Here is a 22,093-nt window from a genome sequence, read left to right as displayed (position 1 = left end):
TGACGACTACTTCACCTCCGCCACAGTCTCCACCTTCACCGCCTTCTTGCTCGCCCGCCAGTTCTCGAAGCGCTGCACCACCACGAAGAAGGCCGGCACGAACAGCACGGCGAGGCAGGTCGAGGCCAGCATGCCGGAGAAGACGGTGATGCCGATCGACTTGCGCGCGCTGGCGCCGGCGCCGGTGGCGAGCACCAGCGGCACCACACCGAGGATGAAGGCGAAGGAGGTCATCAGGATCGGGCGGAAGCGCGCACGCGCCGCCTCGATCGCGGCCTCCACCACCGGCTTGCCGTCGCGGCCGTGCAGCTCGAGCCCGACCTCGACGATCAGGATCGCGTTCTTGGCCGACAGCGCGATCAGGAGGATCAGCCCGATCTGGCAATACAGGTTGTTGTCGATCTTGAGCCCGGAGAGGATCAGCATCGGCCCCAGCAGCGACAGCGGCACCGCGAGGATCACCGAGATCGGCGCGTACCAGCTCTCATACTGGCCGGCGAGCACGAGATAGACCAGCAGCATGGCAAGGCCGAACACCCAGTAGATCTGGTTGCTGACCGCCTTCTCCTGATAGGACATCGCCGTCCACTCGTAGCCGGTGCCCGGCGGCAGCGTCTTGTCGGCGATCTCCTCCATCAGCTTCAGCGACTGGCCGGAGGAGTATCCCTGCGCCGGCAGGCCGATCACGGTCGAGGACGGATAGAGATTGTAGAGGCTGATCAGCGACGGTCCCGTGGCCGGCGTGATCTTGGCGACGGTGCCGATCGGGATCATGTCGCCGTTCGAGTTGCGCACCTGCATGTTGGCGATGTCGCGCTCGGTGACGCGGAACGCGGGATCGGCCTGGGTGTAGACCTGGAACACACGGCCGAACTTGTTGAACTGGTTGACATAGGACGAGCCGAGATAGGTCGACAGCGCCGAGAACACCTGGTCGGTCGTGACGTGCAGCGTCTGGGTCTTGACCCGGTCGATCTCCACGTTGAACTGCGGCACCGAGGAGCGGAACGAGGACTGCACGCGCTGCAGCGCGCTCTGGCTCTGGCCATTGCTGACCATCGCGCCGGTGATCGCCTGCAGCTTGGCGAAATCGCTGTTGCCGTCGCGCAGCTCGACCTGCATCGAGAAGCCGGCGGCGTTGCCGATGCCCTGGATCGGCGGCGGCGGCAGCACCAGCGTGCGTGCCTCCATGATGGTGGCGAGCTTGTCGTTGAGCCCGTACACCAGCGAGCGCAGATCCTCGCCGGGGCCTTTGCGCGCATCCCAATCCTTCAGGATGATGTAGGCGACGCCGGCATTGGCAAGGCTGGCGCTGTTGTCGAGTGCGGAGATGCCGGCGATGGTGATGACCTGCGCCACGCCGGGCGTCTCCTTGATCAGCCCGCTCGCTCTGTCGAGCACGGCTTGCGTCCGCTCCAGCGCGGCGCCGTCGGGCAGCTGCACGGCGGCGATCAGATAGCCCTGGTCCTCGATCGGCAGGAAGCCGGTCGGCACCCGCGACAGGCCGTAGCCGCTGGCGCCGATCACCAGCAGCGCGAACGCGACCGAGATGGTGGCGTGCTTCACGAGGAAGGTGATCAGTCGTGTGTAGCCGCGCTCGACGCGGTTATAGACCGCGTTGAAACCTCTGTAGAAGAAATTGCGCTGCTCGGGCGGCACAGTCGGCCGCAGCCACAGCGCGCATTGCGTCGGCTTCAGTGTCGCCGCGTTGATGGCGGAGAGCAGCGCAGTCGCCGCGATCACCAGCGCGAATTGCGAATAGATGCGCCCGGTGAGCCCGGCGAGGAACGAGGCCGGCAAAAACACCGAGATCAGCACCAGGGTGATGCCGACGATCGGCGCGAACAGCTGGTCCATCGCCTTGATCGCGGCGTCGTGGCCGTTCATGCCCTGCTCGATGTTGTGGGCTGCGCCTTCCACCACGACGATGGCGTCGTCGACCACGATGCCGATCGCGAGCACGATCGCGAACAGCGTCGACATGTTGATGGTGAAGCCGAGCGCCGCCATCGCGGCGAAGGCGCCGATGATGGTGACAGGCACGGTCGTCGCCGGCACCAGCATCGCGCGCCAGTCCTGCAGGAACACGAGGATCACGACCAGCACCAAGAGGCCGGCCTCGATCAGTGTCATGTAGACCTCGTGCACCGAGGCCTCGACGAATTTGGTGGTGTCGAACGGCGTGTCGTATCTGATGCCTTCCGGGAACCGCTTGGCGAGGTCCGCCATCTTCCTCTCGACGGCCTGCTCGACCTGGAGCGCGTTGGCGCCGGGCGACTGGAATACGCCGATGCCGACGGCCGGTTGCTTGTTGAGCGAAAAGATCTGGCTGTAGGTCTGCGCCCCCAGCTCGACCCAGCCGACGTCGCGCACCCGCGTGACGTCGCCGCTGCTGCCTGACTTGACGATGATGTCCTCGAACTGGCTGGTGTCGTCGAGCCGTCCGTTGACGTTGAGCGTGTACTGGAATGCCTGTCCCGGCGGTGTCGGCGGCGCGCCGACCTGGCCGGCGGAGACCTGCTGGCTCTGCTGCTGGATTGCGTTGATGACGTCCTGCGGTACGAGGCCACGGACCTGCAGCTTGTTCGGATCGAGCCAGACCCGCATCGAATACTGGCCGGCGCCGAACACGGTGACGTTACCGACGCCGGGCAGGCGGGAGAGCTCGTCGCGGATGTTGATGGTGGCGTAGTTGCTCAGGTAAAGGCTGTCGTATCTCGAATCCGGCGAGGTCAGCGTCACGAACAGCAGGATCGAGGTCGACCGCTTCTGCACGGTGACACCCTGGTTTTGCACGGCCTGCGGCAACTGCGACAATGCGCTGGAGACGCGGTTCTGCACCAGCACCTGCGCGAAGTTGAGGTCGGTGCCGATCTTGAAGGTCACGGTCAGCGTATAGGTACCGTCGGAGCCGCTGTAGGACTGCATGTAGAGCATGTCCTCGACGCCGTTGACCTGCTGCTCGATCGGCAAGGCAACGGTGTCGATCACGGTCTTGGCGCTGGCGCCGGGATAGCGCGTGGTGACCTGCACGGTCGGCGGCACCACGTCGGGGTATTGCGCGATGGCGAGATTGAACAGCGCGACGCCGCCGATCAGGATCATCAACAGCGCGATGACGTTCGACAGGACCGGCCGCTCGATGAAGAACTTTGAGATCATGGCTGGCGCTCCTACTTGGCAGACGCCTGCGGCTGCTCGATCTTCGTTGTTTGCGGATCGATCTTCTGGCCCGGGATCACCCGCAGCAGCCCCGCGATGACGACGCGGTCCTCCGGCTTCAAGCCGCTTTCGATGACGCGCAGGCCGTTGTCGACGGGGCCGATCTGCACCTTGCGCTGCTCGACGACGTTGTCGCCGTTGACCACCAGCAGATAGCGGCCGCCCTGGTCGCTGCCGAGCGCGGTGTCGGGGACGAGCAGGGCGCTCTTCTCCTGGTCGAACGGCACGCGCACCCGGACGAAATAACCGGGCAGCAGCACCCGCTTGTCGTTGGGCACGACGCCGCGCACCGCGAGCGTGCCGGTTGATGTATTGAGGGTCGGCGAGACGTAGTCGAGCTTGCCCTCATGCGGATAGCCGGTCTCGGTCTGCAGTCCCACCTGAATCGGGAATTGCTTCATGTCGGCGGGGGTCAGTCCGCGGCGGGCCGCTTCGGCGCGGATGCGCAGCACGTCCTGCTCGTTGACCGTGAAGTTCACCCAGATCGGGTCCATGGCGACAATGGTCGCGAGCTGGGTTGGCGAGGAGACGCCGACGAGCTCGCCGACCGAGACCAGGTGGGCGCTGACGATGCCGTCGAACGGCGCTGTCACCCTGGTGTAGCCGTAATTGACCTCGGCCAGCCTCGTATTGACCTGGGCCTGCTGGAGGTTGGCCTGCGCGTTGTCGCGGGTCGATGTCGAGGTGTCCAAGGTGGATTGCGAGACCGCCTGGCGCTGCACGAGCTCGACCTGCCGCTTGAAATCGGCTTCGGCCTGCTTGACCGTGGCCTGCGCGCCGACCTCGGCCGCCTTCGCCTGCTCGACCTTGAGCTTGTAGGTCTCGGGCTCGATCGTGAAGAGCTGGGTGCCCTGCTTGACGAAGGCGCCGTCCTGATAGTCGATTGATTGCAGGAAGCCCTGCACCCGCGCCACGAGATCGACGCTCTTGATCGGCGCGGTGTTGCCGGTGGCTTCGATGTAGCGCGTGACCGGACGCTGCACGGGCGTTGCCACGTCCACCTTGGGCGGCGGCGGTGCCACGAACGTGTTCTTGTCCTCGCAACCGGCCAGCGCGACCACGGCCGCAGCGGCGGCCAGTGTCCGCCCGGCCTGTCTCCACGCTCCATTGCGCCGTGCAGGAGATGCGGGATTCGATGAGGTCATTCGCTAGCCCCCGAGTATCGTCTGTCGGTGCGGCAGGCTACCAACAAATGACCGTCCGTGGAACACCATAGCCATGGCAGTCGCCGGCCTTGCGCTGCACAGGGCGGTGTGGCCTTTGACAGATTTGCCATGACAAACCGCTTTTCACCGAGCGCACGATCGACCAGAATTGTGTCAAAGACCGTGTGACGCTACGCGAGTCAGCCGGGAAGAAGCCAAGAAGAAAAGAAGAAAAGGTGAGGAGAACATGACATGCCCACGTCCCTCCACTCGGGCCTTGCCGGCCTCGTTCTCGCAGCGATGGTCGCCATGCCGGCGCTAGCAGACGGTCTGAAGGACGAGATCGCACCGACCGGCAAGCTGCGGGTCGCGATCGCCATCAGCCCCGCAGGCGGCGCATTCTGGTCGACCAAGACCGAAGCCGGCTATGCCGGCGTTCCCGTCGATCTCGGCAAGGCGATGGCCGCCCAGCTCGGCGTCCCCGTCGAATATGTCGTCCACCAGAACTCCGGACAGATCACCGACGCTGCGTCGAAAGGTACGTGGGATGTCACCTGGCTCCCTAGGGATCCCGAGCGCGAGACCAAGATGATGTTCGGCCCGATCTACGAGGTCGCGGACGCGACCTATATCGTCAAGCCCGGCTCCGCCGTCACCAATTTCGCGACGCTCGACCAACCCGGATTCAAGGTCGCGGCCGTCAACGCCACCACCACCATGCGCGGCGCGATCGCGCATCTGAAGCATGCGACCGTCACGGGCTATCAGACCTATGACGAGATCTTCGGCCTGCTCAGGAGCGGCGAGATCGACGCCTTCGCACTGTCGCGCGACCAGCTCAACAAGATGGCGCAGAAGATTCCGGGGACGAAGGTGCTGGACGAGACCTTCAAGAAGACGGTGACCGCCGTCGCCGTGCCGCTCGGCCATCAGCAGGCGTTGGCCTTCGTCACCAAGTTCATGACCGAGGCCACGACCAACGGCACGCTGCGCAAGGCCTATGACGACAACGGCCTGAAGGATTCGCAGATCCGGACGGAGTGACGGCTGCGGCTCCATGACAAGAGAGATTCAGATTCGCGCCTTCTCACCGCCCGATGCAGTTCCTGTGCGGGAGCTGTTCATCCGGGTAAATCGTCTGTTGGCGCCAGCGCGCTTGGAGGAGGCGTTTGAAAGATACATTAGCCGCTCGCTCGCAGAGGAGATAGATCGGCTCTCCGATTATTATTCGAGCCGGAACGGCGGTTTTTGGGTCGCTGTCGATGGCGACGAAATCGTTGGTATGTTTGGACTAGAGGCCCTTGGCGAGCATGCGATGGAGTTACGGCGCATGTACGTCGCTCCCGCGGCGCGGCGCCGCGGCATTGCGCGAAAGATGCTGGCGTTTGCCGAGCAGGAGTGCCGCCATCGCGATCGTCTGCAGTTGCAGCTGAGTACGTCCGAGCTTCAGGAGGATGCGCTGGCGCTGTATCGTAACGCGGGATATGAGAACGTGCGCGAAGAGATCGCCGATGCCTCCAGCAACAAGACGCTGGGCGGCGGCATTCGCCGCTACCATTTCACCAAGCGACTTTGAGGCGGATTTCGTCGCCTTCCTCAAGACGCTGACAGACAGCTACAGGCCGGAGACTTGGGTCACTCTTTCCGCGTGCCACGCGGCGAGCACGTCCTTCTCTTCATCGCCAGTGAGCCCGACGACCGGGCCGCCGGTGATGTGAAGCCAATGCAGCGTATCGCGCGCGGTGTCTCCCGGCGGTCGCGAGATCAATCCGGCCGCGCGCGCGGGCGAGGTGTCGCGAGTCAGGAAACCGGCGAAGTCGGGCAGCGGCAGCCACAGCGGTAATGACCGCGGACCCGCCCAGCGCCGCACGTCGTGTGCCTCGAGAAACGCCCGATCGACCCAGGTGAATGTGCAGGATGCGTTCAGCGCCGATGCGCATTCGGCCATGAACTCGCCGCGTGAGCGCACAGGTCCAATCCCGTCATAGATGCCGGTGAGGCGAACTTCCGCCGCATGCACGATCCATTGCGCGAGGTCGCGGACATCGACGAACTGGACGGCATCGTCAGGCGATCCCGGCGCCAGCACCTCGCCGCCGCGCGCGAGCCGCGCCGGCCAATAGGTGAAGCGCCCGGTCGGGTCCTCCGGCCCTGCGATCAGGCCGGCACGGCAGATGAAGGCATCGCCGCCGACCGCCTGTTCGCAGGCGACCTTGGCCGCGCCGTAAATGGCACCGGTGCTGTGCTCCAGATCCTCGGCCGCAGGCTCGCGCAATGGCGCCGTGTCGGCGCGCTGTCCCAGTATCCGGTTGTCCGCATACACGCTGATCGTGGAGACGAAGGTCCAGTGCACGCCCGGCCGCTTCAGCGCCGCGACCGCGCGGCGGACCTGGCCGGGATGACGCGAGACGTCGACGACAGCGTCGAACGTCTCGCCGGGCAGTGGCGCAAGACCATCAGCGACGTCGCGATCGATCCGCACAAAGCGTGCGCCCGGGGCGATCGGCCCCGCGAGCCCGCGGGCTGCGCAGGTCACGTCGTGGCCTGTGGCGCAGGCGTGAGCGGCGATCGCGCGCCCGAGAAACTGGCTGCCGCCGAGAATGAGCATGCGCATGACATTGTCCGTGCCGTCGATGAGATCGCGAGGCTACAATTTCCGGTAGCATTTGCAACCGATCGTTAGCGCGGCTTGATCTCCGCGTATTTCGCCATCGCCTTCTCGAACTTGCGGTTGAACAGCCACATCGCGGCGAGGATCTCGCGGAAGCTTGCCGAGCTGCGCGCCCGGTCGGCCTGTCCGAAAGCAAAGATGCTGTTGTTGCGCAGATGCTTCATGATCGTCGGGCTAGACACCCTGTAGTTCAAGAGATCGCCCGACTTGAGCGCCGATCTCGTCGGGGTGGGCACGATCTGAATCAATTCGAACAGCTTCATCTGGTCGATCGGGTCGGGCAGCGTCTTCACGATTCCAGGGATCTCGCGGAACACATCCGCATGCGCATTCATCAGCCCGTCGCGCACATTGGTCCAGTGGTTGAAGCGGTGATCGGTGCCGCGGGCCCGCGCCTCCTCCTTGTCGTCGCGCGCGCTCAAGCCCGGATCGATCGCCGCAATCTCGCCCTTGATGGCCTCCCATTTCCTGCGGCCGTTGCGATCCTCTGAGGGGCCGGTCTGGAAGCTGCCCATATAGGTGTTCGAGCGTCCGTTGCGGACGTTCTGCTTGCCGTTGGTCTCGGCAAAGAACAGCCCGAGGCTGATGCGCCCCGCAGCGTCGGCGTGGGCGGGCGCAAGCCCCTTGGCGCGTGCGATCACTGTCGCGAGATCGACGACGTCCTTGAACGGCGTCGGCGAGTTCTGGGCATTCGCCGGCGGCGCCTCCATGACGTCGAACAGTTTTGAATATTCGTCGATCAGCGGCTCGATGTCGGCATCGAAATAGGCCGGAGGAATCTCGAACTTGTTGGGCCTGCCGATCCGTGACGGCATGGCGTCGGTGAGATCCTTGTAAGAACTGATCACGGCGACGCGGGCGAGATAGAGCGCCTGTCCAGGGAGATTCGGCAGCGGCTGCTTCGCATCGATCTGGCGCCGACGCTCGGCGAGGATCGACTTGAAATCGCCGAGCGCCCGCTCATAGGTGGCGACCGCCTCGGATTGGCGAGGCGTGAGCGCGCGCTGTTGTCCGACGGCGGGCGCCGCGACGATGAAGGCAACAGCCGCAAGGGCGGCGAGACGTCTGGATCCCATGGCCGTTTCCCATCGATTCGATGCCAGGGAGATCGTAAGCATTGGAGGCTAGGGCTGGCGAGATGCAAATCCCGCTCAGCCGCAATTCTTCTGCTCAGGTCGCGCGATAGTCGGGCGCCGTCGCCAGGAATTTCGCATAGGCATCCGCATCCGGCGGCTGGAAGCGCCCCTTGAGCCCGCCGGTCTTCTGGTTCTTGGTGCCGATGTCGGCCATCAGCTCGTCGAAATGGCGGTAGTGATAGGGCGCGACGCAGAGACCGCCATAGACGCCCGCGGCCGGCCGCTCGACACGCTTGAAGTGCAGCATCATCTCGATTTTGTCGTGCATCCGCCGCGCCGTCGGCTGGTTGGCGAGCTGGCCGTCGGCATAGCGTACCAGCCAGTTGGCGGCGAGGTCGGCGCAGAGCACGGTGCAGAACGACGAGTTGAAGCCGACGAAGCCGAGCTCGGGCAGGTCAGGGTTGGCGATCAGGCGGTAGAGCCGGTACTGCCCGTCGGAATCGACCAGCTTCTGCTCGTAGGCCGCGGGCAGGAACGGCACGCCGAGCTTGTAGCCGATCGCGAGCACCGCGACGTCGACGCTCATGCGCTCGCCGCCGCTCATCACGATGCTGTCGCCGTCATAATGGCCGAAGGTGCCGAACACCGCCTTGATGCGGCCGTCGGCGACCATCGGGTAGAAGCCCGGCGTTGCGATCGGCACCGAGCAGTTGACGCCATCCTCGATCCGCTCCTTCGGCACCATCTTGCAGCGGCCGAGCTTGAGCTGCGCCTTGAGCAGGCTCTCCAGCCCGCGCCAGTTCGCCCACACCAGCGGCGCGGCGATGCGGTGCGCGAGCCGCGTCATCGCGCCGATGCCCCAGCCCGGAAACATCTCCTCCTGCGCGCGGATGTAGAGGATGCGCTTGAAGTTCACGAGGCCGCCGATGAAATAGGGAATGCGCCAGACCGGCTCGCGCATCACGATGGTGACCTCGCGCGCGCCCGATTTCACCGCGTTGACGGCGATGTCGGTCGCGGACTTCGAGCCGCCGAGTACGACCACGCGGCGTCCTTTCGCCAGCGTGGGATCGCCGTATTTCGACGAATGCAGGATCTGCCCGCCCTGTGCGAGAAAGGCGTCCTCGCCGGGGCAATGCAGCTCGCGCGGCTCGTTGAACTGCCCGGTGCAGACCGCGACGAAATCGAAATCCTCGCTCGTGCTCGTGCCGTCCTTGGTCCTCAGCGCGAGCGTCCAGCCGGGCTTGCCGTCGGTGCGGCGTGCCATGCCGGCGACCTCGGTGCCGAGGCGCAGCATGCGGTCGAGACCGAAACTCTTGGCATAGTCGGTGAGATAGGCGTGAACCTGGGGCCCGGTCGGCCATTCCGGATAGGCCTCCGGCATGGCGCGGTCGGTGTAGCGGTAGAGCTCCTTCGGGCTCTGGGTCTGCACATCAGGGTAGGAGCGCGCCGGCTCCCAGACGCCGCCGAGATCGGCGCTGCGCTCGACGATGGTGACGCGGTGGCTGCGGCTGGAGAACGCCTTGGCGGCAGCAAGGCCGGAGACGCCGGCGCCGATCACGCAGACATGCTTGGGGCTGACCATGGGATTGGCTCGCAATCGATGTGTTTTCCGCGGGCAAGCGGCCACGTTCGGCCGCAAGGCGCGGCCGGCGGAGCTGCAAGCAGATGAAAGTGGACGAGGGGCCCGTGCCTAGTCGTTGGCCTCGGGCGGCAGGAAGTCGACCTCGTGCAGCGCCGAGATGCGCACGACCTCGGCAGGGTCGGTCAGATTGTGCAGCTGGTTGAACAGCGCCTCCAGCTTCTGCATCGGCGAGACCCAGAACAGCGCGCGGCACGGCTTATCGGACTTGTTGAAATAGCCGTGCGGAATGCCGCGCGGCATGCGCACGAGGTCGCCGGCATGGGCCTTGACCCATTTGCCATCGAGCTTGAGGTCGAGCGTGCCCTCCTGCACCAGGATGAATTCGTCCTGGGTCGGATGGATGTGCACCGGGACGAACTGGCCGGGATCGCTGTTGGTTTCGAATGCAAAGGTGGAGTCGGTGACGGCCTTGGGGAAGTAGACCTGGCCCAGAATGTTCCAGCTCTTGCCGCCGTAGCCTGTGCCAGCGGCGGTAATGCCCTTTTCGAGTGCAGTCTTTTCAGGTGCAGACTTTTCAGGTGCAGTCATGGCGCTCTCCCATGGATTCCGGCGAGGATGGAGCTTCAGTCAACAATGGGTCGCCTGTCTATCCGCTAAACGAATCCGCGAGCGCCTGTTGCCCTGCAGCATGACGATTTTGCCGACGCCGGCCCTTTCCGCGTCCGGGGAACTATTATAGGCTTAAAGCAATTCCGTGACGCGAAGCGTGGTCAACCATGTTCGCAGCCGTGCTGGAAATGAGCGCAAGGGCGCCTGCGGCCGAACGGCTCGCGGATTTCGCCCGCGTCACCACCGACGATGTCGACGAAGCGGCCGAACAGATCGGGCGCATCTTCTGCCCGCACGATCTCAAGCCGGCACAGGCGCGCGCGGCCGGCTTCTCCGCCCGGCACAATTGCGCCGGCTTCGACGGCTTTTCCATCAATTACGTGGCCTATGGCGGATCGGTCGGCATCGATCCGGGCTGCCTCGAGCGCTTCTTCCTGGTGCAGGTCCCGCTCACCGGCACGGCCTATATTCGCGCCGGCACGACCGAGCTCGACGCCGCGCCGGAGCGGACGGCGTCGCTGCTGTCGCCGACGATCCCGACCCGGATGATGTGGCGCGACTGCGCGCAGGCGATCCTGCTGTTTGACCGCCGCATGGTCGAGCAGCGCGCCGCGGCGCTGTCGGGCAGGGCGTCAGGCACGGTCGAGTTCGATCCCGTGATCGATTTGGAGGCGCCGGCCGGGCGCGCCTTGCGCGGTAGTCTCGCCGAGTTGATGAAGCTCGCCGAACGTCTCGGTCCCTCCGGCCGGCTGTCGGCGGTCGCGATGGCCGATTGGCGCGAGCTGCTGCTCGATCACCTGCTCAACGGTCAGCGCCATGGCCTGTCGGATGCGATTCAAACGTTTTCGGGGCAGGCCGAGCGGCTGCCGCGCGCGCTCCGCGCGGCGCGGGACCATCTTGCGGACAATGCCGGCGAGCCGCTCGACCTTGCACAGCTCGCCTGTGCCGCCGGCATCGGCATCCGCGCGCTCCAGCTCGGCTTCCGCCGTCACTTCGGCCTGTCGATCTCGCAGATGCTGCTCGACATGCGCCTCGCCGGTCTGCACGCCCGCCTGGCGCAGGCCGCGCCCGATGCCTCCATCACCGAGATCGCCTTCGATCTCGGCTTCACCCATCTCAGCCGCATGGCCGGCGCCTACCGCGAAAAATTCGGCGAGACGCCGTCGGCGACGCTGCGGCGACGATTGAGCTAGCGCGAGAGAGCTATTTCCGCGGCCGCATCGTGCCGTTATCGTCGGCCGCCTGTCTGCGCAGGAACGCCTCGACATCAGCCTGCACCGAATAGGGCGTCGGGATCGCGTCGCCGGCGGAATCGACGGCGGTGTCGAGGCAGCGGCGCAGCATGCGGGCGAGCTCGGCCTTGCGGTAAGGCTTTCTCAAGAGCGGCGCGCCCATCGTCGCACGTCCCTGCGCGTGCAGCGAATCGTAGGCGTAGCCCGACGTGAACAGCACCCGAAGAGAGGGGCGCGCCGCCACCATCTGCTCGGCGAGCTCGCGTCCATTCATGCCGCCGGCCATCACGATGTCGGTGAAGAGCAGGTCGAAGGACCTGCCTTCGGCCGCAATCGCGAGCGCCTCGTTCGCATTGGCGGCCGGGATGACCTTGTAGCCGAGACCTTGGAGCTGGACCGTGACGTATTGGCGGACGTCGCGGTCGTCTTCGACGCAGAGGACGGTTTCCCTGCCGCCCACGATCTTGCGGTCGTCATAGCCGGTCGGGCGCAGCGCGCTCGCCTCCGCCTTCGGCAAATAGAGCGTGAAGATCGTGCCGCGTCCTTCTTCGGAGGCGACCTTGATGCCGCCGCCGGACTGCTTGACGAAACCGAACACCATGCTGAGCCCGAGTCCCGTGCCCTTGCCGACGTCCTTGGTGGAGAAGAACGGATCGAAGATCCGCTCCAGGATGGCCTGCGGAATGCCGGTGCCGGTGTCGGCAATCTCGATCTCGACATAGTCGCCGGCATAGCCGGCGCCGACCGCGACGGCCTCGCGCACGCCGAACACGACGTTGCGCGTCGTCAGCGTCAGCCTGCCGGCGTCCAGCATGGCGTCGCGCGCGTTGATCGCGAGGTTGAGCAGCGCCGAGCTCAGCTGGCCGCGGTCGGCATAGGCGAGCCAGACGTTGCGGTCGAGCCTGGTCACGATCTCGATCTTCTTGTCGAAGGTCGCCAGCAGCAGCTTTGCCAGCTCTTCCAGCAGCTCATTGACGTCGATCTCGGCCGGCTGCAGCGCCTGCTTGCGGGCAAAGGACAGCAGGCTCGAGGTCAGCGCGGCGCCGCGATCGGCGGCCTCGCTGATCAGCTTGGTGATGGTCGCAAGCGGCGGGTTGTCCCTGACGGCGTCGGCCAGGATCTCGATCGTGCCTGTGATCACCGTGAGCATGTTGTTGAATTCATGTGCGATGCCGCCGGTGAGCTGCCCGACCGCCTCCATCTTCTGGGACTGCACTAGCTGCTCCTCGGCAGCGCGTTTCTGGGTGATGTCCCTGACGAAGGTGTTGATGACGGCGCGTCCACCCAGCCGCAACACCGTGCTGGACGCCTCGGCCAGGATCTGGTCGCCGTTCCGGTGGATCAGGGCGAGCTCGAAGCGCAGGCCGGACGGCGTGTCCGACAATTCCGGCACCAGCCGCGCCATGCGCTGCCTGAAGGCGGCCCGCAGCGGCTCGGCGACGATGAGGTCGACGACGTCGGCACCGAGCGCCTCCTCGCGCGTCCATCCGGTCAGGGCCTCCGCCTGAAAGCTCCACTCCAGCACGGCGCCGCTGTCGTCGATTTGAATGAAGGCATCGAGCGCGGTCTTGATGACGGCTTGCATCATCTGCGCGCCGTCGGTGCGTGCTCGCGCGTCTTCCGCCGATCGTCCCGCGGCGCGCTTGTCCTCCGATCTCTCGATCGCGCGCGTGCAGAGGTGCACGAGCAGCGCGGCAACGGCGGCGCTTGCGATTAAGGCTGCGATCTGGGCCATGCCGAACCCGGGTCCGGCCACGGCATAGGAGGCGAGAAGGGCCGCCGCGGTCACCACGACCTGTGCGGCCATCGCGAGTGTCAGAAGCCCCCTGAGTTTCATGGTCTCCCACCAAAGAAGACTACCGCACTGGCCGCCCGGTCCCGGGTGCCGCTTTGATGTGAGCTACAGACTCCGCGCGGCGGCGTCGAGGGGCAATTTGCGGTGGTGTCGGCCGCCAGCCTTTCTTCGGCCTCAACCTGCGGGCGAATCGCATGGCAAGGAGGCGCGCATACAAGCAATGCGATTGACAGCTGTACTGAGGCGTGATCGTTCGAACTGAACTCCAGGAGTGCTCCATGTCCCCGCCGCTCAACCGTATCAACAGCGACGAACGCCTGCCGCAGCAGGTCGATGTCGTCGTCATCGGCGGCGGCGTCATCGGTGTCTCCGCGGCCTATCATCTGGCGAAGAAGGGCCTCTCGGTCGCGCTGGTCGAGAAGGGCCACGTCGGCGGCGAGCAGTCGAGCCGCAATTGGGGCTGGTGCCGCCAGCAGGGCCGCGCGCGCGAGGAGATCCCGCTGGCTCGCGAGGCGCTGCGGCTGTGGGAGGACATGCAGAACGACGCCGGCGTCGATGCCGGCTTCCGCCGCACCGGCGTTCTGTTCCTGACCAAGAGCAAGGACGAGCTTGCGAGCTGGGAGCGCTGGGCCGCGGTCGCGCGCGAGATGCAGGTCCACTCCACCGTCCTGACGCCGGCCGAGGTTGCCGAGCGCATGCCGGGCAATACCGACCAGTGGGTCGGCGGCCTACATACGCCGAGCGACGGGCGTGCCGAGCCGTCGATGGCCGTGCCCGCGCTGGCCACCGCCGCGCGAAAGCACGGCGTCACCATCCATCAGGGCTGCGCCGCGCGGGGACTGGAGACGACCGGTGGGCGGGTCAGCGCCGTCGTCACCGAGAAGGGCACCATCCGCACCCAGTCCGTGCTGCTGTCGGGCGGCGCATGGTCGTCGCTGTTCTGCCGCCGTCACGGCATCGAGCTGCCGATCGGCCTCGTCAACGCCACCGCCTGCCGGACCACGCCGGGGCCGGAGATCACCTCGGGCGCGCTGGGCACCGATCTCTACTGCGTCCGCCGCCGCCTCGACGGCGGCTTCACGCTGGCGCTGCGCAACCGCGGCACGGTCGAGCTGTCGCCCGATCTGTTCCGCTATGCGCGCACCTTCTGGCCAACCTATTTGCATCGCAAGAGCGGACTGAAGCTGTCGTTGGGCAAGTCCTTCATCGACCAGATCGTGCGCGGCACCAGCTGGAGCTTTGACAAGCCGTCGCCGTTCGAGACCGAGCGCGTGCGCGATCCCGAGCCCGACATGTCGCTGGTGAATGCTGCGCTCGCCTCATTGGTCAAGGCCAACCCTGAACTCAAGGACATCGAGATCGCGGAAGCCTGGGGCGGCACCATCGACTGCACGCCGGACACGATCCCCGTGATCTCGCCGGTCGACGCCTTGCCGGGCTTTTTCCTCGCGACCGGATTCTCCGGCCACGGCTTTGGCATCGGCCCCGCCGCAGGCAAGCTCGCCGCCGATATCGTGACCGGCACCACGCCGCTGGTCGATCCCGCGGCCTACAGCCACAAGCGCATGATCGACGGCCGCCGGCTCGCACCGGTCAGCCCGCTCTGAGGGCTCGCATGACCGTTCTCTACAAGGCCAACATGGTTCGCGGTGCCGAATGGGCGCGCTTCTTCGCGGAGCGTGCGCCCGACGTCCCATTCCGGCTCTGGCCTGATATCGGCGATCCCGCCAACGTCCGCTATCTCGTTGCGTGGGTGCCGCCTGACGATATCGCGACGACGTTTCCCAATCTCGAGCTGGTCTTCTCGGTCGGCGCTGGCGTCGATCAGTTCGATGCCACGAAAGTGCCCGCGCACATTCCGCTTGTCCGCATGCTGGAGCCCGGCATCGCCGAGACCATGGTGGAGTACGTCACCATGGCCGTGCTCGGTCTGCATCGCGACCTCCTGCAGTTCATCGATCAGCAGAAGCAGCAGGTCTGGCGCGAGATCCGGATCACGCCGGCGAAACGGCGGCGTGTCGGCGTGATGGGGCTTGGCCAGCTCGGCCAGGCCGTGCTCGAACGCCTCAAGGTGTTCGGCTTCCCGCTCTCGGGATGGAATCGCTCGGCGCGTGAGATCGAGGGCGTGACCTGCCACGTGGGTGCAGACGCGCTGCCAGATTTCCTCGCACAGAGCGACATCCTCGTCTGCCTGCTGCCGTTGACCGACGAGACCCGCGGCATCCTCAACGCGGATTTGTTCGCGCGCCTGCCGCGCGGTGCGTCCCTCGTCAATGTCGGACGAGGACCGCATCTCATCGAGGCCGATTTCCTCGCGGCCCTCGACAGCGGTGCGCTATCAGGCGCGGTGCTCGATGTCACCGAACCCGAGCCGTTGCCTGAGGGACATCCGTTCTGGAGCCATCCGGGCATCCTGCTGACGCCGCACAATGCCAGCATGACGACGCCGGACACGGCCGTCGATTTCGTGCTCGATGTCATCGACCGTCACCGTCGCGGCGAGGAGTTGCCGGGGCGTGTCGATCGCACTCGCGGTTACTGAGGGCGTGATGGTGATGGGAACACCGGTCTAGCCAAGAGCTCCTTTTACCTCTCCCGCTTGCGGGTGAGGTCGGCGCGCAGCGCCGGGTGAGGGTTCTCTCCTCTTGGGGGGAGGGGTGGCGCGACGATGAGGATTTGTCCTCCTGAAATTGTGACTGGATGGAGCGAGAGGGAACTGCGGCATGTGAACCGCCTCATATTCCATCACTCTCTTTTCGAGCTATCACTCCCGCAAGAAATTGTCGCACCTGGAGCCAACTGGCAGACACGGGTGAGATGCAAATGCCTGCGAAGCCGCGTGCTCGCAGCTTTGGATTGGCTCTCGTCCTGGTCACGAGCAAGCCAACCCCATCACTCAACACAGATCTTTCAGAAATTGGAATCAAGGGCATCGAGAAACGCGTCCTGGCAGCTTCTAGTCGGGGTCGGCCGGTAGGCTGCTACTTACTCAGAGGAGCCCCCAATGAAGATTAGCAGCGCAATTTCCAGCGCCTTTTCCCTAAGAAGGCAGGTCGGCAGTCTTCGGATCGCCCGTTCCAGCCTGATCAAGTCGGCCCACCTTCTTGAAAGAATTGGGCTGGCAGCCGTTGGGGCCTCTTGTGGCCTCTATGTGGGTGCGACCCTGTTGCGTCAGAAAGGCGGAATGTTTGAAAGCGGCTGGATCGTGCTGATAACAATGCTCTATGGAGCTCTCAGCTATTATGTCGGGATTGATTTGTCCGGCAATGTCGCACGAAGGGCGACATCGAACATCTCGGAAGAATGGAATGGTTCTGAGCCGGCTGAGCTCATGAGTGCGGCTGGAACGTTCAGCGCGGCGATTGCCGCAACGCTGTCCGTCAGCATCCTTGTCCTTGATCAAAACCTGCCTAACGGCCTGATAGGCTTTGTTGCCGGCTGTTGGGTGGTTGGTTCTTCGCTTCAAGTTGCGGCGGGTGCAATGACTCGCAGCTCCGATGCGCCCACGAACGAGCAACGATAAAAGTGCACCTCACGGGAAACGTGCACTTGGCATCGTATGTGCGCACAAGCCGCAGTGTTGGTTCGGCTTCAGGTCTGCAGTGAGCAGCGACGACTCATCGCAACCTCTGCCATCTAACGCTGCGCGCGGGCGATGTTTGGTAGCGCAGCCGTTCGCATCGAGCAGTGTCCCGGTCGAAAAACGTGTCGGTATCGAGTAACCTAAATTTTCGCGCGACAAACAAGACGTGCCATCATGGTGGCGTTGGGATATTGTCCCTGCGCGCCGTGGTCCAAAATTCTGCTAACCGCCAACCACACGATCGGTGGAGCCAATGCAGATTGCGGAGTGGCTCGAGAAGCTGGGGCTTGGGCAATACGCAGAGCGTTTTGTCCAAAATGGGATCGACATGGGCGTCCTTCCCGAGCTGATGGTCGAGGACTTCGACAAGCTCGGAGTCCTGCTCGGGCATCGCCGCAAAATGCTGCGTGCGATTGCCGACCTTGATCCAGCCGCGTTGATCGCATCGCCGGCTCCTCCTCACGACGCCGAGCGTCGCCACCTCACCGTCATGTTTTGCGATCTGGTCGGCTCGACAGCGCTCTCGGCGCGTCTCGATCCCGAGGATCTGTGGGAAGTGATCCGGGCGTACCGCGCCGCCTGCGGGAGCGTCATTGCCGCTTATGACGGCAGGATAGCCAGGTTCGTCGGTGACGGAATACTCGTCTATTTCGGGTATCCGCGCGCCCACGAAGATGATGCGGAGCGGGCAGTGCGAGCGGGCCTCGATATTATCGCTGCGATTCGCCAACTCAAGACAGGCGCCGGCGAACGGGTTGAACTGCGGATCGCAATTGCGACCGGGCTTGTGGTGGTCGGCGATCTCATCAGCGGAGATGCATCGGAGGAGCACGCAACCATCGGCGATGCACCAAACCTCGCTGCTCGGCTTCAAAGCCTGGCCGAGCCGGGGGCGGTCGTCGTTGCCTCGTCGACGCGCCGGCTACTTGGCGATCTCTTCACCTTTCGCAATCTCGGCCGCCGCGAGGTCAAGGGGATAGGCGAACCCATCGCGGTCTGGGCGGTGGAAGGAGCGACCTCATCGGAGAGTCGCTTCGAGGCGGTCCGCGCCGCGCGCTCGATCGGCTTTGTCGGCCGCAAGGACGAGATCGAGTTCATTCTCTCGCGCCAGCGGGAGGCATGGCAGGGCCAGGGCCAGATCGTATTGATTTCCGGCGAAGCGGGCATCGGCAAGTCGCGCATCGTGGCAATGCTGTCCGAGAGCCCCTCGTTGGGGACGCACCGTCGCGTGCGATATCAGTGTTCGCCTTACCACACCAACAGCGCACTTCATCCCTTTGTCGCGCAGCTCGAGCGCGCCGCCGGAATCCGCTCCCACGACACGCCAGAACAAAAGCTCGACAAGCTCGAGGCGATGCTGGCAATAGGAACCCGGCAAGTCGCCCGGGCCACGCCGCTCATTGCGGCCCTGCTCTCGATTCCGACCGGCGACCATTGCCCGCCACTCGGCTTGAGCCCGGCGCAGCAGAGGCGACAGACATTTGCCGCCCTTCTCGATCAGCTCGAGGGATTGGCGCGAGACCAGCCTCTGCTGATCATCTGCGAGGATATGCATTGGGCCGATGCGACGACACTTGAACTGTTCGATCTCGCGGTCGATCGGATCAGGGGCCTGCAGATACTCGTGCTCTTGACGTCCCGGCCGGAGTTCGAGCCCTCCTGGTCGGGCCTTGCCAATGTCAGTCTGTTGCGGCTCGACCGGCTCGATCGGCAGGACACGCGCGCGCTGGTCGAGCAGGTGGTCGTCGGTCGCCAGCTGCCACGCGAGATGATGAAGCAGATCATCGACAAGACCGATGGCATACCGCTATTCGTCGAAGAGTTGACCAAGATGGTGCTGGAGTCCGGGCTGCTCGTCGAAGATGCCGGGCGCTACCGCCTGAATAGTCCGCTCCCGCCGCTTGCTATCCCCGCGACGCTGCAGGATTCGCTGATGGCGCGGCTCGACCGGCTCGCTCCGGTCAAGGAGGTAGCGCAGATAGGCGCCGCCATTGGCCGTGACTTCTCGTACGCACTGCTGAAAACCGTGGCGGGACGCGACGATCTGACGCTGAACGCTGCGTTGGGACAACTTGAAGAGGCCGAACTGCTGTTGCGTCGTGGCACGCCGCCCGAAGCAAATTACAGTTTCAAGCACGCCCTTGTTCAGGAGGCGGCCTACGAGAGTCTGCTGAAGAGCAAACGGCAGCTGCTTCATACCCGCATTGGCGATGTCCTGGGCGAGAAGTTTCCAGCAGTCGCCGAGACCGAACCGGAAGTTCTGGCGCACCACTTCACTGAGGCGGGGCTGAGCGAGACGGCCCTCGAATGGTGGCGCAAGGCGGGCCAGCAGGCGTTGAAACGCTCGGCCTATTCCGAGGCGATCGCGCATCTCGGCAAGGCCATTGCGACCGCCGATCAGTTGCCTGATGATCCCCGCCGGATCATGAGCAGGCTGCATCTTCAAATCGCATATGGCCGTGCCTTGCGGGGCAGCCTCGGCCACAGCGCTCCAGAGACGGTCGCGGCATGGACGCGTGCGCGACAGTTCGCAGCCGACATCGATGATCCCGTTGAACTTGCGCCGGTGCAGTCGGGGCTCTTCAATGCCTGCCTGACCCACGGCGAACTCGCTCCGATGCGGGAGCTGGCGGACGCCATCAGGAGCGCCGCTGACCGACGACCGGACTCGCCGGTGGCCGCCGTCGTCGCCCATTGGACGGGCGGCGTCACCTGCTGGTTCGAGGGCGATTACTTGAATGCGAGAACGCATCTTGAGCGGGCGCTGGGGATCTATGGTGCCGAACCGGATCCCGCGACCTTCAGGGCGTCTGCGCTGGATCTGCCGTTCGTGATCATGAGATTTCTTGCCCTGGTGCTCTGGCCGCTCGGTAGCACCGCTCGTGCGCGCAAGCTCGCCGCGGAAGCGGTGGGTGCTCCGGGCGAAAAACGGGCGCTGTCCCAGGCCAATGCGCTGGTTCATCGCGCTGTGTTCGACGGGGTATGCGGGGGCATGTTGCAGCAAACAGAGACGATCCTGGCGCTCGGTCTCGCGCGCGACCACACGATGCCGCTGTACGTGGCCGCGGGCACCTACCTGAATGGCCTCGCCAAGTGGCGTGCCGGCGACCGAATGGCCGGACTGGCGGACATGCGTCACGGCTGGGCCTTCCTGCACGAGAACGACTGCTACCTCTGCGAACCGTTCTGGGGAATGCATGTCGCCCTGGCGAATGCAGAAGTGGGCGAAATCGGGACCGGCCTGGAAATCCTGGACGAATCGATCGCCGGGACGGAACAATCCGGCCAGCATTGGCTCGATGCCGAGCTGCATCGTGTCCGCGGTAAACTTGTATCGCGCCATGATCCTTCGGACGAATCCAGTGCCGAAGAAGCCTTCAAGCGCGCGCTGGACATCGCGCGACACCAGCAGACCAGGACTTTCGAGCTGCGCGGCGCCCTTGAACTTGCACGCCTGTACAAGACAAATGGCCGAGCTGGTGCGGTCTCTGAAGTGCTCGCTCCTGTGCTCGCCGAATTCGATGCGGAGCGAAATCTTCCCGAAGTCCTGGAAGCGAAAGAGCTGCTTGGGAATGGGCGTTAGCCGCGCCATTCGATCGCCGCAAGCGCCGCGCCGACTTCAAGCCGGAATGGGGCGATATCCTGATCCTCGACTCGGCAGCCGTAGTTATCCGGTTTTGACACGGCTTAACCTGATGTGGTGAATCCTAGGTATGCTTCTCGTGGTTGCGAAGGCGAGTCTGCCGCGGTGGCGAATCCTGATTTCGGCTGGCGGCAATGTTGTCGGATTGCTCCTTGCCTCAAGGCGCAAACTTCATCCCAACGCCCGACGATTGGTTTGCCTTCGCTGCGGCAGGCGCAGCGACCAAAGCCCATTGGAGATCCAGTCGTGGTCCGTTTGCACGTCGAACGTTTCATTCGCAGCCGGGTTGTTCGCCGAGCTCTGGCGCTCGGGATCATCGCGCTGAGCGGATGGGCCCTGTTGCCGTATGTGACCTACCGAATCGCTCCCTCCGCCTTTGTCAATGCCGAGCTCATGCGGGTGACTGCACCGTTCGCGGGTCAGCTCTCGCCTGATCTTCCACGCAAGGGCGAATATTTCCAGCAGAGCCGGGTGGTGCCGATGGTCGGGGCGCGTTCGCCGGATCGCCGACACCTCATGGACCTCGATCAGCAGCTTGCCGTGTCCACCAAACGCGCCGAGCTCGCACGTCGGCAACTCGAGGAGATCGCCGAGCTCGATCGCAAGCTCGGCGAGCGCAGCGAGGACTATCGTTTGGGGATGGTCGCGCGCCTGAGCCACGAAATCGGCGAAACGGAAGTTGAAAAAGGCGGCTGTCTCGCCGAGGCGCGGCAGCGGAACGATGTCGCGGGCCGGATGGAGAGGCTCGTGAAGCTCGGCATCAGTTCGCAGATCCGCTCCGGCGAGGCCCAAGCCTCGCAGGAGGCAACCGCAACGCGGTGCCGGATGGCCGATGAACGCCTGCAGCGCCTCAAGACCGAGTTGGGGGCGGCGGAGAAAGGTCTCTATCTTCGTGGCGATGCCAATGACGTGCCCTACTCCCAGCAGCAACGCGAGCGGCTTGTTCTCCGCCGCCAGGAGCTCGAGACGGACGAGTTGCAAAACAGCTCACGTTCTGCGCAACTGGCCGCGGAAATCGCCGAGGAGCGCGCTCGGCTTGATCGTCTCGATCACTACGATCTGTCGTTGCCGGCCGCCCATGTCGTCTGGTCGGTCGCGGCCAGCCCCGGCTCGATGGTCACGGAAGGGCAATCGGTCCTCGATTTTGCAGACTGCCAACGCCGATTCATTGTCGTTGAACTGCCCGAGCGCGATTTCGAGAAGATCAAGGCCGGAGATGCGGCTACCGTCCGCCTGATCGGGAGCGGCGAATGGAAGACCGGCCTGGTCCGGCAAGTCCGCGGATCGGCTGCTTACGCCGACGATCGACTGCTTGCGGCTCGGGTGCCGCGGCCTGATCCGGGCAACATTACCGTTGAGATATCGCTTCCCCCCAACGAAACGTGGGCCGACCGCAATGGCTCCTGCGATATCGGACGGCTGGCCGAAGTGCGCTTCGAGCGCAGAGCCGACGGCTTGCTACGATTGGTCAGCTCGAAGTTGAAATGGCTGACTGCGCGCCTGGAGCTCGACCAGTCGTCGCTGTGAGCGAG

The 22,093-nt window shown here is 64.7% G+C and carries 15 protein-coding genes; 8 read left to right on the top strand and 7 right to left on the bottom strand.

Annotated elements, in window-relative coordinates; all coding sequences use genetic code 11:
* Window positions 1-6 precede the first annotated feature (6 nt).
* Both GGD61_RS10910 and GGD61_RS10905 read right to left on the bottom strand, forming a co-directional pair.
* Complete coding sequence (locus tag GGD61_RS10910; protein ID WP_092253616.1) at window positions 7-3,162, bottom strand: efflux RND transporter permease subunit; 3,156 nt, start codon at window positions 3,160-3,162, stop codon at window positions 7-9.
* Between the two features lie 11 nt (window positions 3,163-3,173).
* Window positions 3,174-4,367, bottom strand: a complete 1,194-nt coding sequence (locus GGD61_RS10905; protein ID WP_092253614.1) for an efflux RND transporter periplasmic adaptor subunit — start codon at window positions 4,365-4,367, stop codon at window positions 3,174-3,176.
* Between the two features lie 252 nt (window positions 4,368-4,619).
* Between GGD61_RS10905 and GGD61_RS10900 the strand changes: the two genes are divergently transcribed.
* The gene (locus GGD61_RS10900; RefSeq protein ID WP_092253612.1) at window positions 4,620-5,411 is read left to right on the top strand and encodes an ABC transporter substrate-binding protein; all 792 of its coding nucleotides are present in this window, start codon (window positions 4,620-4,622) and stop codon (window positions 5,409-5,411) included.
* Between the two features lie 13 nt (window positions 5,412-5,424).
* The gene (locus GGD61_RS10895; RefSeq protein WP_018318562.1) at window positions 5,425-5,943 is read left to right on the top strand and encodes a GNAT family N-acetyltransferase; all 519 of its coding nucleotides are present in this window, start codon (window positions 5,425-5,427) and stop codon (window positions 5,941-5,943) included.
* Window positions 5,944-5,982: 39 nt separating this feature from the next.
* Here GGD61_RS10895 and GGD61_RS10890 read toward each other — a convergent pair whose 3' ends face one another.
* The 4 genes from GGD61_RS10890 to GGD61_RS10875 form a co-directional block, all read right to left on the bottom strand.
* A complete protein-coding gene (locus tag GGD61_RS10890) occupies window positions 5,983-6,981 on the bottom strand; it encodes an NAD-dependent epimerase/dehydratase family protein (protein WP_183230682.1) in 999 nt (332 codons plus the stop codon).
* Window positions 6,982-7,046: 65 nt separating this feature from the next.
* Entirely contained in the window at window positions 7,047-8,114 is a 1,068-nt protein-coding gene (locus GGD61_RS10885) for a hypothetical protein (protein WP_092253608.1), read from the bottom strand.
* Between the two features lie 94 nt (window positions 8,115-8,208).
* A complete protein-coding gene (locus GGD61_RS10880) occupies window positions 8,209-9,699 on the bottom strand; it encodes an NAD(P)/FAD-dependent oxidoreductase (protein WP_183230681.1) in 1,491 nt (496 codons plus the stop codon).
* A 108-nt stretch (window positions 9,700-9,807) separates the two neighbouring features.
* Window positions 9,808-10,287: a cupin domain-containing protein gene (locus GGD61_RS10875; protein ID WP_018318566.1), complete on the bottom strand. Its 480-nt coding sequence runs from the start codon at window positions 10,285-10,287 to the stop codon at window positions 9,808-9,810.
* Window positions 10,288-10,475: 188 nt separating this feature from the next.
* On the opposite strand from GGD61_RS10875, the gene GGD61_RS10870 reads away from it, so the two are divergent.
* Complete coding sequence (locus GGD61_RS10870; protein ID WP_092253604.1) at window positions 10,476-11,501, top strand: AraC family transcriptional regulator; 1,026 nt, start codon at window positions 10,476-10,478, stop codon at window positions 11,499-11,501.
* Between the two features lie 10 nt (window positions 11,502-11,511).
* Here GGD61_RS10870 and GGD61_RS10865 read toward each other — a convergent pair whose 3' ends face one another.
* Complete coding sequence (locus GGD61_RS10865) at window positions 11,512-13,377, bottom strand: ATP-binding protein (RefSeq protein WP_092253602.1); 1,866 nt, start codon at window positions 13,375-13,377, stop codon at window positions 11,512-11,514.
* 236 nt (window positions 13,378-13,613) lie between these two features.
* Here GGD61_RS10865 and GGD61_RS10860 point away from each other — a divergent pair, with 236 nt between their 5' ends.
* The 5 genes from GGD61_RS10860 to GGD61_RS10840 all read left to right on the top strand — a co-directional run bounded on the left by GGD61_RS10860 (window position 13,614) and on the right by GGD61_RS10840 (window position 22,088).
* Complete coding sequence (locus tag GGD61_RS10860; RefSeq protein ID WP_183230680.1) at window positions 13,614-14,942, top strand: FAD-binding oxidoreductase; 1,329 nt, start codon at window positions 13,614-13,616, stop codon at window positions 14,940-14,942.
* Between the two features lie 8 nt (window positions 14,943-14,950).
* Window positions 14,951-15,877: a glyoxylate/hydroxypyruvate reductase A gene (locus tag GGD61_RS10855; protein ID WP_092253598.1), complete on the top strand. Its 927-nt coding sequence runs from the start codon at window positions 14,951-14,953 to the stop codon at window positions 15,875-15,877.
* Window positions 15,878-16,339: 462 nt separating this feature from the next.
* Window positions 16,340-16,858 (top strand): hypothetical protein, encoded by a 519-nt coding sequence (locus tag GGD61_RS10850; RefSeq protein ID WP_018318571.1) that lies wholly within the window; start codon window positions 16,340-16,342, stop codon window positions 16,856-16,858.
* Between the two features lie 313 nt (window positions 16,859-17,171).
* Window positions 17,172-20,501 (top strand): adenylate/guanylate cyclase domain-containing protein, encoded by a 3,330-nt coding sequence (locus tag GGD61_RS10845; protein ID WP_177236972.1) that lies wholly within the window; start codon window positions 17,172-17,174, stop codon window positions 20,499-20,501.
* Window positions 20,502-20,807: 306 nt separating this feature from the next.
* Window positions 20,808-22,088 carry an HlyD family efflux transporter periplasmic adaptor subunit gene (locus GGD61_RS10840; RefSeq protein WP_244550624.1) on the top strand — a complete coding sequence of 427 codons (1,281 nt, stop codon included), beginning with the start codon at window positions 20,808-20,810 and terminating at the stop codon, window positions 22,086-22,088.
* Window positions 22,089-22,093: the final 5 nt, after the last annotated feature.

The organism is Bradyrhizobium sp. SBR1B, from assembly GCF_014198205.1.
GTDB lineage: Bacteria > Pseudomonadota > Alphaproteobacteria > Rhizobiales > Xanthobacteraceae > Bradyrhizobium.
The sequence above is the reverse complement of the archived record's forward strand: the minus strand, read 5'-3'. Positions and strand labels throughout refer to the sequence as shown.

Bases quoted from the DNA above. Each gene is read 5' to 3' on its own strand.
- GGD61_RS10870 (WP_092253604.1), top strand. From the start codon at position 10,476: ATGTTCGCAGCCGTGCTGGAAATGAGCGCAAGGGCGCCTGCGGCCGAA.
- GGD61_RS10900 (WP_092253612.1), top strand. From the start codon at position 4,620: ATGCCCACGTCCCTCCACTCGGGCCTTGCCGGCCTCGTTCTCGCAGCG.
- GGD61_RS10850 (WP_018318571.1), top strand. From the start codon at position 16,340: ATGAAGATTAGCAGCGCAATTTCCAGCGCCTTTTCCCTAAGAAGGCAG.
- GGD61_RS10910 (WP_092253616.1), bottom strand. From the start codon at position 3,162: ATGATCTCAAAGTTCTTCATCGAGCGGCCGGTCCTGTCGAACGTCATC.
- GGD61_RS10855 (WP_092253598.1), top strand. From the start codon at position 14,951: ATGACCGTTCTCTACAAGGCCAACATGGTTCGCGGTGCCGAATGGGCG.
- GGD61_RS10895 (WP_018318562.1), top strand. From the start codon at position 5,425: ATGACAAGAGAGATTCAGATTCGCGCCTTCTCACCGCCCGATGCAGTT.
- GGD61_RS10880 (WP_183230681.1), bottom strand. From the start codon at position 9,699: ATGGTCAGCCCCAAGCATGTCTGCGTGATCGGCGCCGGCGTCTCCGGC.
- GGD61_RS10860 (WP_183230680.1), top strand. From the start codon at position 13,614: ATGTCCCCGCCGCTCAACCGTATCAACAGCGACGAACGCCTGCCGCAG.
- GGD61_RS10865 (WP_092253602.1), bottom strand. From the start codon at position 13,377: ATGAAACTCAGGGGGCTTCTGACACTCGCGATGGCCGCACAGGTCGTG.
- GGD61_RS10890 (WP_183230682.1), bottom strand. From the start codon at position 6,981: ATGCGCATGCTCATTCTCGGCGGCAGCCAGTTTCTCGGGCGCGCGATC.
- GGD61_RS10905 (WP_092253614.1), bottom strand. From the start codon at position 4,367: ATGACCTCATCGAATCCCGCATCTCCTGCACGGCGCAATGGAGCGTGG.
- GGD61_RS10885 (WP_092253608.1), bottom strand. From the start codon at position 8,114: ATGGGATCCAGACGTCTCGCCGCCCTTGCGGCTGTTGCCTTCATCGTC.
- GGD61_RS10845 (WP_177236972.1), top strand. From the start codon at position 17,172: ATGCAGATTGCGGAGTGGCTCGAGAAGCTGGGGCTTGGGCAATACGCA.
- GGD61_RS10875 (WP_018318566.1), bottom strand. From the start codon at position 10,287: ATGACTGCACCTGAAAAGTCTGCACCTGAAAAGACTGCACTCGAAAAG.